The following is a 9,321-nucleotide window of genomic DNA, read 5'->3' as shown; positions in this document are numbered from 1 at the left end:
ATGGAGCGGTCGTGCTCGTCGTCGGGCAGCCCGCGGATAAACGCCTTGTCGATCTTGAGGGTGCGTGCACGGACGCGCTTGAGATAGGCGAGCGAGCTGTAGCCCGTGCCGAAGTCGTCTATGGCGAGCTGGATGCCCATGTCGACGAGACGGTCGATATTGGCCATCGTCGCGCCGACGTCCGCCAGAAAGCCCTGCTCCGTAATCTCCAGCTCCAGGCCCTCGGGGGCCAGGCCGCCACGGTCGAGGGCCGCGGCGACCCGGTCGGGCCAGTCCGCGGCCTGGAGCTGGGCGGCGGCGACGTTCACGCCGATCCGCTGTACCGGCAGGCCGCGCCGCCGCCACTCGGCGCACTGGGCGATCGCCTCGTGCAGGACCCATTCCCCCAGCGGTACCACCAGTCCGGTCTCCTCCGCGAGGGGGATGAATTCCGCCGGTGGAACGAGTCCCCATTCCGGGTGCTGCCAGCGCACCAGCGCCTCCACGGCTACGGTCTCGCCGCTGTCGAGGTCGACCTGGGGCTGATACCACAGCCGCAGCTCGCCGGCGTCGATGGCGACCTTTAAGGCCTCCTCCAGCCGGACGCGGCGCTGGACCTGCTCGTGCATATCGGCCTGGAAGTACTCGATGCGCCTGCGCCCGGACTGCTGCGCCCGGTGCAGGGCGGTGGCCGCGCGGGTAAGGAGCTCGTCGGTGGTCCTGCCGTCCGTGGGGGCCAGGGCGACGCCCACGCTCGCTGCCAGGCGCAGGGTCTGGCCGGACACGGTGAGCGGGTCGGCGAGGGCGTCGATCAGTCGCTGGAGCTCGTGGTCGGCCTGATGGTGCCGGCCGATGTTCTCCAGGAGTATCCAGAACTCGTCGCCGCCGGGCCGCGACAGGGTGTCGTCGGCGTCGAGATGGGCACCGAGCCGCTCTGCGGCCTGCCGCAGCACGGTGTCACCGGCCTCCGGTCCGAGGCTGTCGTTGATTGCGCCGAAGCCCTCCAGGTCGAGCAGAACCACGGCGAGTGTCCGGCCGCGGCGGTCCGCGGTGGCCAGCGCGTGCTCCAGCCGCTCGCGGAAGAAGGCGCGGTTCGGCAGGCCGGTCAGGTGGTCGTGGTAGGTACGGTAGGTCAGCTCCTCCTGCGCCTGGTGGGCCTCGGTGATGTCGGCGAACACGGCGACATAGTTCTCCAGGGCGCCGTCATCGCTGCGCACTTCGGTGATCGTGAGCCATTCCGGATAGGTCTCGCCGTTGCGGCGGCGATTCCAGATCTGCCCCTGCCAGACGCCGCGGCCGGTCAGCTCGCGCCACATGTTGCGATAGAACTCGGTGCTCTGAACCCCGGAGTGGAGCAGGGCGGGGGTCTCGCCGACGGCCTCGGATTCCGGGTAGCCGGTGATCCGGGTGAAGGCCTGGTTCACCGCGACGATGCGCTGTTGCGGGTCGGTGACCACGATGCCCTCGGCGCTGTGCTCGAACACCGTGGCGGCGAGGCGCAGCTCGGAGAGCTGGCGTTCGTGCTCGGCACGGATGCGCAACGCCTCCACACCGAAGGCGATATCGTCGGCGAGCTCGCGGAGCAGGTCCGCTTCGGCGTCGCCGAATGCATTGGCTATGTCCGCATAGACGCTGAGTACGCCGCGGGGTTGGCCGTCCAGAACGATGGGTACCGCAATAACGGCGTGCAGGCCGTGGGAGGTGGCGGCCTCTCGCCAGGGCCGGAATCCCGGGTCGTCCTCGATGCTGTCGATGCGCTGCATGCTGCCCGTGCGCACGGCGGTCCCCGCGGGGCCCTGGCCGTGGAAGTCATCCCCGGCCCAGCTCACACGGATTGCCCGGAGATAGTCCGCGCCGTCCCCGGAGGCAGCGACCGCGCGGATGCTGCGCGCCTCGTCTTCCTCCGCCCAGCCGACCCACGCCAGCGGGTAGCCGTCGTCGGTGTCCGTCAGCGCCCGGCACACACCCAGGAGCAGACCGTCCACGTCTTCGGCGTGGATCAGCGCGGCATTGGCGCGGCTCAGCGAGCGTAGTGCGCGGTTGGTCCTTCTCAGCCGCGCCTCGTTATGTTCGCGTTCGGTGAGATCACGGAGCACGGAGATCATGAAGGTCTCGCCACCGTAGGTGAGCATGCTGATGCCCACCTCGACGGGGACGGTGGTGCCGTCCTTGCGCCGGTCCCGCGTTTCCAGCCGCATGATCCTCTGCTGACGGACTGCCTCCCAGTGGGCCGTCCAGTTCTCCCGCGTGTAATCCGTGTTCACGTCCGGGATTGCCAGCGCCAGCAGCTCGTCGCGGGTGTAGCCGAGCATAGTGCAGGCGGCCCGATTGGCATCGACGATGCGGCCATCGGGGGCTACCCGAAGTATGGCGTCGAAGCTGTGTTCGAGGGCGTAGCGGGCAAGCTCGAGCTCGCGTTCACGGCGGCGATGCTCGGTGAGATCGGTGACGAAGGCGTAGGAGCCGGTCAGGTGGCCGTGTTCGTCGTACAGGCTGGTGGCGTGGAACAGGGCGGGTACCCGTTCGCCGTCGCGGGAGAGCAGCGTGACCTCGTAGCGCCGCGGCGCGGCGTCCTGGTGGCGCAGACCGGGGAGGCCGTCGTGTCCCACCTGGTGCTGGAAATCGGCGCGGCTGGCGGGGTCGGCGAACTCGAACGGCGGGCGCCCCCGCATCGTCTCGCGGGAGTAGCCGAGCCGTTCGGCCAGGGTGGCGTTGACCTCGACAGTGCGGCCGTTGGGGTCGACCATCCAGAATCCTTCCCGCGCCCCGTCGATGATGCCGTGCCAGAAGACGTCCACCCGGCGTGCACGGCGTGCTTCAGCCAGCGCGAGCACGGCGATGACCCCCGCGCTCAACGCCACGAATGCCATACCCTTGTACGTCTGCCACTCCGACAGGGCGGCTTCGCCGGGTGCCATCAGCGCCAGCAGCCAGTCCGATATCAGTATCCACAGCAGCCCGAAGGCGAGGTAACCACCGGCGATGACGGCGGCGGTGCGCCACGGGGATCGGCCCTTTCGCGTTTCGCGCGCCGCGGCGCCTTTCGCCAATTCACCCGGAGATACCGTCATGAGTCAGCCGGTCCCGGCGCCCCCGGGCCGCATGCGCCCTGCTCCCGAATCGCTACGGCGCTCTGGCACACGAGAATACCTCTGAGAAGTTGAGTCGGGTTCGACACGCAGACGCAGGTGCAATGGCATCGCCATGCCCCGCGGAGTGCCCTCGCCGGGTTTCCCCCTATCGCCAGTCAACAGGGTAGGCCCGCCCTGTTGCGGCGGTCCAGAGCTGCGGGGTCAGGCGGGTGCGTCCGGGGGCAGGCCCGGTACCAGGTCGATCGTGCCGAAACTCTCCAGCGTGATCCAGACCAGCAGTGCTGCGTAGGCCGCGAGCAGGGCCACCGACTCGTGACGGCTGAGGACCATGCGGGTGCGCATGAGCAGGAAAAGCAGCACCGTGGCACCGGTCAGGAGGCCCATTAGTGGCGCGGCGACGGAGAAATTGATCACCGCCGCGCCGCCGAGCAGGATTCCGGCGGGGATGCACACCAGCAGGTCGAAGATATTGCTGCCGAGGACGTTGGCGACGCTGGTGACCCCGCGCCCGTCGCGGGCGGCGCGCACGGAGACGAAGGCGTCCGGCACGGACGTGCCCGCAGCGACCACGGTCATGCCCCACAGGAAGCTCGGTGTGCCAAAGTACTCCCCGAAGTGCAGCGCCGCCCGCACCAGCGCCTCCACGCCGGCGACCGTGATCGCGAGCGACACCCCGAGCAGTGCCCATTCGCGGCCGGGGCGGATGTGCGAGGCGTCCACCTCCGAGCTGTACTCCAGGGTGTCCTGGTACTGCACGAAGATGTAGAGGGCGTACACGGCGAGCGGGATCAGCGCCAGGCCCCGCGTCATCGAACCGCTGATGGCGCCGGGGGTGGCTGCCACCGGGTGATAGATGACCGCGAAGGAGAAGCTCAGGGTCAGCACCGCGACGGCGATCATGTAGAACTGCGCCTCCTTGTAGACGAGGTCGCGGTTCGCGTGGAGCTGGCGCTTGCCCGAGAGGCCGCAGACGGCGGGGATGACCAGGATGTTGAACAGCGCCGAGCCGACGATGGCGGAGACACCCAGCTCGAACTCGCCGTGCACCAGCGTGGAGATCACGGTGGTGGAGAGTTCGGGGAAGCTCGAGCCGATGGCCACGACGATGGCGCCCTGCACGATCTCCGGCAGCTCGTAGTAGGCGGACAGCCGTTCGGCGGCGCGTTCCAGCAGGCCGCTGCCCTTCCAGATCACGCCGATGGCGATCAGGGCCACGGCGCTCCACAGCATCAGTGTGGTCAATGGCACTCCCGGTGGTGGCGACGCACGGCTGCGGCGCTGACGCTACACTCGCGGTGGGCCGGGGTAAAGCGCCGGAATGTGAACAGCCGCAACCGGGAGGGGCCGATGGGCACCGCACTGGACTGGTACTTCGATGTCGTCTCGCCGTTCTCCTGGTTCGCGCTGCAGCGTCTGGACGAGCTGCCCTCGGAGCCGGTGCTGCACCCGGTGGTGCTCGGTGCCGTGCTCTCGCACTGGGGGCAGAAGGGGCCGGCGGAGATCCCGGGCAAGCGGCTGTGGACCTACCGGGTGTGCGTGCGCTACGCCCAGACCCACGGCATACCGCTGCGTTTCCCGGCGGCACATCCGTTCAACCCGGTGCCCTACCTGCGCCTGGCCGTCGCCGCCGGGTGCGGACGCCGGGCGGTCCGTCACATCTTCGAGTACCTGTGGACCACCGGTGTCGACCCGCGCACGGAGGCGGCGGTGGCCGGTGCCGCCGAGCGACTCGGGGTGTCGGTGGACGCGGCCGGTGAGGCGTCGGTACGTGCCCGGCTGCGCGGGGAGACCGCGGCCGCCATCGAGCGCGGCGTCTTCGGCGTGCCCACCCTGGCGGTGGGCGACGAGCTGTTCTGGGGCAACGACGGCATGGACTTCGCGCTGGCCTATCTCGCCGAGCCCGCGGTGCTCGACACCCCGGAGATGCGGCGGGTGGCGGCGTTGCCGGACGGGCTCGCCGACCGCGGCTAGCCCGTGTCGATGGCCGTGTCCGGGGTGATAGGCGTCGCCGCCGTCGGGGCGGTGCCCCAGACGGCGGCGGTGACGGCGATCTGGACGGCGAGCAGCGCGGCGAGCGCGAGGATCAGGCGGTGCATCGTCATCCCTCCTCCGTGAGTATCCGGCGCAGGCGGCGACGCCGGCGCCAGGCCGCGGCGCGCTGGGCGACGAGCACCAGCAGCAGGCCGGCCAGCGCCGCCGCGTAGTTGCCGTACTCCACCATCCGGCGGGTCTCGTCGCGCATCGGCCGGAGCAGCCGCGAGAAGCGGTTGCGCCCACGCAGGGCGATCAGCGCGGGATCGGCCAGCGAGGCCTCGACCAGGTTCTGCACCATCGTCACCGGCTGCAGGTACTGGGTCTCCATGCTCCGCGCCATGATGTCCAGTGCGGAGTCGGTGAGGAAATTGCTTCCGCCGAACACCACCAGCCGCGTGCCGTCCGGTGAGTGATCGATCAGCGGCGTGGCCCGGGCCGCGCCGTCGCCGTCCGGCCCGGGGCCGGGCGGGGTGTCGAAGGCGGAGGTGAAGCGTCCCTGCAGCATCACCCCCAGGGTGCGCCGGCCGCGGTCCTGCGGCTGCGGGAAGCCGAGCAGCGGGTGGGCGTCGTAGTCCGGCAGCAGCGCGCGCTCGCTGCTGGTCCACGCCCGCGGGGAGCTGCGTACCAGCGGCGTGATGGAGAGTCCCCGGGCCTTTGCCGTGGCCACTTGGACCGGTGCGCTCCAGGCCATGGTGACCTGCCGGAGGTTACCCAGCGCCGGCACATCGGCGAGCCCGTCGCCGCGTACGTCGACGAACAGGGGGTAGTCCATGGTCTGCATGCTCACCTCGCCGTTGCGGCGCGAGGGCAGGGTGAGTGAGCCGCTCTGCGGGTCGAGAACGAAGCGGTCGCCGATGGACACGCCGTTGTGCCCCAGCCAGTCCGCCAGACCGGTGTCGCCGGGCTGCACGCTCAGCCCGTCCTCGGCGCTGACCAGCACCGGGCGGCGCGAGCCGGCGACGACCACCGTGCCGCCGGTCATCAGGAACTGGTCGATGGCGAAGCGCTGGCGCTCGTCCAGGCCCCGCGGGGAGAGCACCAGCAGCAGGTCGGTGCCGGTGGGCACATGACCGTCGCGCAGGTCCGTGCGCGCGACGGTGGCGTGCTGCTCCAGGCGCTGGAGCAGGGTGCGGTAGGTCCGCCCGCCGGTACCGAGGCGCGCGCGCAGGCCCTTGGGCGGCCGGTAGACGGCGATGGTGCGCTGCTGGCGGGCGTCGAAGCGCCGGATGCCGGACTCGATCGCCTCGCGCAGGGTATCGGGGTCGAGGTCCCGGGGGAGGTCGACGGTGACCGTGCGCCCGTTCTGCTCCAGGACCATGTAGAAGTAGAAGCTCTCGTCGCGGTTGGCCCGGGTGGTCATCGCGCGGAAGCCGTACTCGTTCCGGAGGCGGCGGGCGAGGGCGGCGTCGCCGGCCTGCGGATTGTCGAAGGACACGCGCAGCCGTCCGTCCGAGCGCCTGCGCAGGTCCGCGAGGATATCCTCGAGCGAGCCCCGCAGCTTCGCCAGGGGGCCGGGCAGTCCGGCCGCCGGCGAGACGTAGCCGTGGAAGGTGACCGGCGCGTCGAGTCCGGTGAAGGGGTTGCCGTTGTGGCGGGCCCGCCGTCGCACCTTGCGGATCGCCGAGGTCAGTGCGTACTCCGGGTTGCGCAGGGTCACTCGCACATCGCCGCCGCGCCCGCCCTTGATCGCCACCAGGTCGCGGTAGTCGAGGACCACGTGCTCGCCGCCGTAGCGCACGAGCACATGGAAGTAGGCGCTCACCACCGAGGACTCGTAGCGATTCGCGCTCTTGAGCGACACCGGTTCGATGCCGTAGTCCTCGCGGATGCGCCGGGCGAGCGACGCGTTTGTCTGCGGGTCCACGGTGTCGACGCGGACCCGCCCGTCGCCGGCGCGGGCGTACTCGCCGAGAAGGTCGCGGAGCTGCGGGACCAGGGGTGCGAGCAGCGGGTGGGTCCGGCCGCTGAAGTAGCCGCGGATCATCAGTGCTCCGTCGAGGCCCGCGAGCTGGTCGCGGCTCGCCGCGGAGAGGGTGTAGCGATGCCCCGCGGTGAGGTCCGCCCGCGCGGTGGTGACGGGCTGCAGCCACGCGTTGGCGATCAGGCAGTTGGCGGCGACCAGGGCGGTGACCGCGTACCACGCCCTGGCCCGGCGCCGGGAACCGCCGGCCCCGGCCCAGCGCAGCCGTTCGATGCCCAGGACGTTCAGTGCCAGGAAGGTGACGGTAAGGCTGAGGTAGTAGTAGAGGTCGCGCAGGTCGAGCACGCCCCGGCTGATGGCCTCGAACCGCGCGCCCGTGCCGATCAGTCGCATGACAGCGGCGGTCGGCGCCGGGAACAGGGCGGTCAGCCAGTCGTTGCCGACGAGGTAGAAGCCGCCGGTGAGCAGTACGGTGGCGATCAGCGCGACCATCGGGTTGTCGGTGCGTGCCGAGACGAACAGCCCCATGGCGACGTAGGCCGCGGCCAGGGCCAGGGTGGCGACGTAGCCGCCGATCACCGGCCCCGGATCCAGGGGGCCGAGCCACGCCACCGTCACCGCCAGGGGCAGGGTCAGCGCCAGCGCGGTGGCGACCAGCAGCATCGCCGCGAGGAACTTGCCAGCGACCAGCGCCGGGCTCGCCACCGGGGTGCCGAGCAGGACCTCCATGGTCCCCGCACGGCGTTCCTCGCTCCACGCGCGCATGGTCACCGCGGCGACCAGCGCGATCAGCAGCAGCGGCATCCACTCGAACAGTGGCCGGAGGTCGGCGATGCCCCGGGCGAAGAAGGCCTCGACCCAGAAGAACGCGAACAGGCTGACGGCGAGGAACGCGCCGATGAACAGGTAGGCGGCCGAGGCCCCGAAGAGCAGCCCCGCCTCGCGTCGGAAGACCTGCCGGATTCCACGCATGTCAGGCCCCGTTCTCCGTTTCGGCGAACATCGCCTCCAGGTCCCGGCGCCGGGGTTCCATGGCGTGCAGGCCGATGGCGTGCTCGTGCAGCCGGCTGGCGAGGGCCGGGGCGAGGGCGCCGGGGGTCCCGGTGTCGATGGCGAAGCGGTGCAGGCCCTCTGGTGCCGGCAGCGGCGTCACCTCCCCGAGACCGTCGAGACCGGCCAGCGCCGCGCGCAGCCTCTCCGCCCCGGTGTCGACGGTGAGCGCCAGTCCCGTGGGCCGGTCCAGGCCGTCCAGGGGGGCGTCCAGTGCCAGGCGGCCGCGGCGCAGCAGCAGCACCCGGTCGCAGACCGCACGGACCTCCTGGAGGATATGCGTGGAGACCAGCACCGTTGCATCTGCCGCCAGGGTGCGGATGAGCGTGCGCATGCCCCGTATCTGGGCGGGGTCCAGGCCGTTTGTGGGCTCGTCCAGGATGATCACCGCCGGCTGGTGGATGATGGCAGCGGCGACGCCCACGCGCTGGCGGTAGCCCCGCGACAGGGTGGCGATGGTCTGTGCGGCGCGCCCGGCGAGGTCGGTGCTCGCCAGCGCGCGCCGCAGCGCCGCCGGTCGGCTACGGCGTGCAACCCCCTGGAGGGCGGCACGCTGGTCGAGATAGTCGGCGACCCTCATCTCCGGGTAGACGGGGCAGTTCTCCGGCAGGTAGCCGATACGGCGCTGCAGCGCCCGCCGGTGCCGGTCCATCGCCGCACCGCCGATGATTACCTGCCCGGCGCTGGGATCGAGCGCGCCGGCCAGCATCTTCATTACCGTGCTCTTGCCCGCCCCGTTGCGCCCGAGCAGGCCCACGACCTCGCCGCGGCCGATGCGGAAGGACACGTCCTCAACGGCGGTGACACCGGCATAGCGCCGGGTCAGCTGCTGGCTCTCGATCATGCCGACTCCCTGTGGCGTTGTGACGGCACGGCGTGCCGCCGGCGGGTATAGTGTGCCCCCGCGGGGCACTCCGCCAAGTGGCCGCGCTCAGCAACAACGCGACGGGGAGGAATGATGGAGACGATCACGTTCGACGATTTCATGAAGGTGGAGCTGCGTGTGGGCCGGGTGGTCTCGGCGGAGCCGTTCCCCGAGGCGCGCCGGCCCGCCTATATCCTGCACGTGGACTTCGGCCCTGAGATCGGGCAGCGCAAGTCCAGCGCCCAGATCACCGCGCACTACACGCCGGAGTCGCTGGTCGGGCGGCAGGTGGTGGCGGTGGTGAACTTCCCGTCCAAACAGATCGGCCCGATCCGCTCGGAGTGCCTGGTCACCGGTTTCCATGACGACGACGGCGAGGT

At 70.8% G+C, this 9,321-nt stretch carries 7 protein-coding genes; 2 read left to right on the top strand and 5 right to left on the bottom strand.

Going from position 1 to position 9,321, the window contains the following annotated elements; translation table 11 throughout:
* Together G7A99_RS13955 and G7A99_RS13950 are read right to left on the bottom strand one after the other, a co-directional pair.
* Positions 1-3,050: PAS domain S-box protein (locus G7A99_RS13955; protein ID WP_163141153.1), on the bottom strand; the 3,050-nt coding region annotated here is incomplete at its 3' end.
* 222 nt (positions 3,051-3,272) lie between these two features.
* A complete protein-coding gene (locus tag G7A99_RS13950) occupies positions 3,273-4,319 on the bottom strand; it encodes a sodium:calcium antiporter (RefSeq protein WP_163141150.1) in 1,047 nt (348 codons plus the stop codon).
* A gap of 99 nt (positions 4,320-4,418) precedes the next feature.
* Here G7A99_RS13950 and G7A99_RS13945 point away from each other — a divergent pair, with 99 nt between their 5' ends.
* Complete coding sequence (locus G7A99_RS13945; protein ID WP_163141147.1) at positions 4,419-5,042, top strand: 2-hydroxychromene-2-carboxylate isomerase; 624 nt, start codon at positions 4,419-4,421, stop codon at positions 5,040-5,042.
* Here the strand turns inward: G7A99_RS13945 and G7A99_RS25790 are convergent.
* The 3 genes from G7A99_RS25790 to G7A99_RS13935 are packed head-to-tail and all read right to left on the bottom strand — an operon-like array spanning position 5,039 to position 8,920.
* Positions 5,039-5,167: a hypothetical protein gene (locus G7A99_RS25790; RefSeq protein WP_256379725.1), complete on the bottom strand. Its 129-nt coding sequence runs from the start codon at positions 5,165-5,167 to the stop codon at positions 5,039-5,041. The two genes, G7A99_RS13945 and G7A99_RS25790, sit on opposite strands and share 4 nt — an antisense overlap.
* Positions 5,168-5,169: 2 nt before the next feature.
* A complete protein-coding gene (locus G7A99_RS13940; RefSeq protein WP_163141145.1) occupies positions 5,170-7,998 on the bottom strand; it encodes a Gldg family protein in 2,829 nt (942 codons plus the stop codon).
* A 1-nt stretch (position 7,999) separates the two neighbouring features.
* Positions 8,000-8,920 (bottom strand): ABC transporter ATP-binding protein, encoded by a 921-nt coding sequence (locus G7A99_RS13935; protein WP_163141142.1) that lies wholly within the window; start codon positions 8,918-8,920, stop codon positions 8,000-8,002.
* Positions 8,921-9,031: 111 nt separating this feature from the next.
* Between G7A99_RS13935 and G7A99_RS13930 the strand changes: the two genes are divergently transcribed.
* Positions 9,032-9,321 (top strand): tRNA-binding protein (locus tag G7A99_RS13930; RefSeq protein WP_371807620.1); only part of this gene is annotated, 290 nt, incomplete at its 3' end.

The organism is Arhodomonas sp. KWT, assembly GCF_010993615.1.
The sequence above is the reverse complement of the archived record's forward strand: the minus strand, read 5'-3'. Positions and strand labels throughout refer to the sequence as shown.

Bases quoted from the DNA above. Each gene is read 5' to 3' on its own strand.
- G7A99_RS13945 (WP_163141147.1), top strand. From the start codon at position 4,419: ATGGGCACCGCACTGGACTGGTACTTCGATGTCGTCTCGCCGTTCTCC.
- G7A99_RS25790 (WP_256379725.1), bottom strand. From the start codon at position 5,167: ATGCACCGCCTGATCCTCGCGCTCGCCGCGCTGCTCGCCGTCCAGATC.
- G7A99_RS13940 (WP_163141145.1), bottom strand. From the start codon at position 7,998: ATGCGTGGAATCCGGCAGGTCTTCCGACGCGAGGCGGGGCTGCTCTTC.
- G7A99_RS13935 (WP_163141142.1), bottom strand. From the start codon at position 8,920: ATGATCGAGAGCCAGCAGCTGACCCGGCGCTATGCCGGTGTCACCGCC.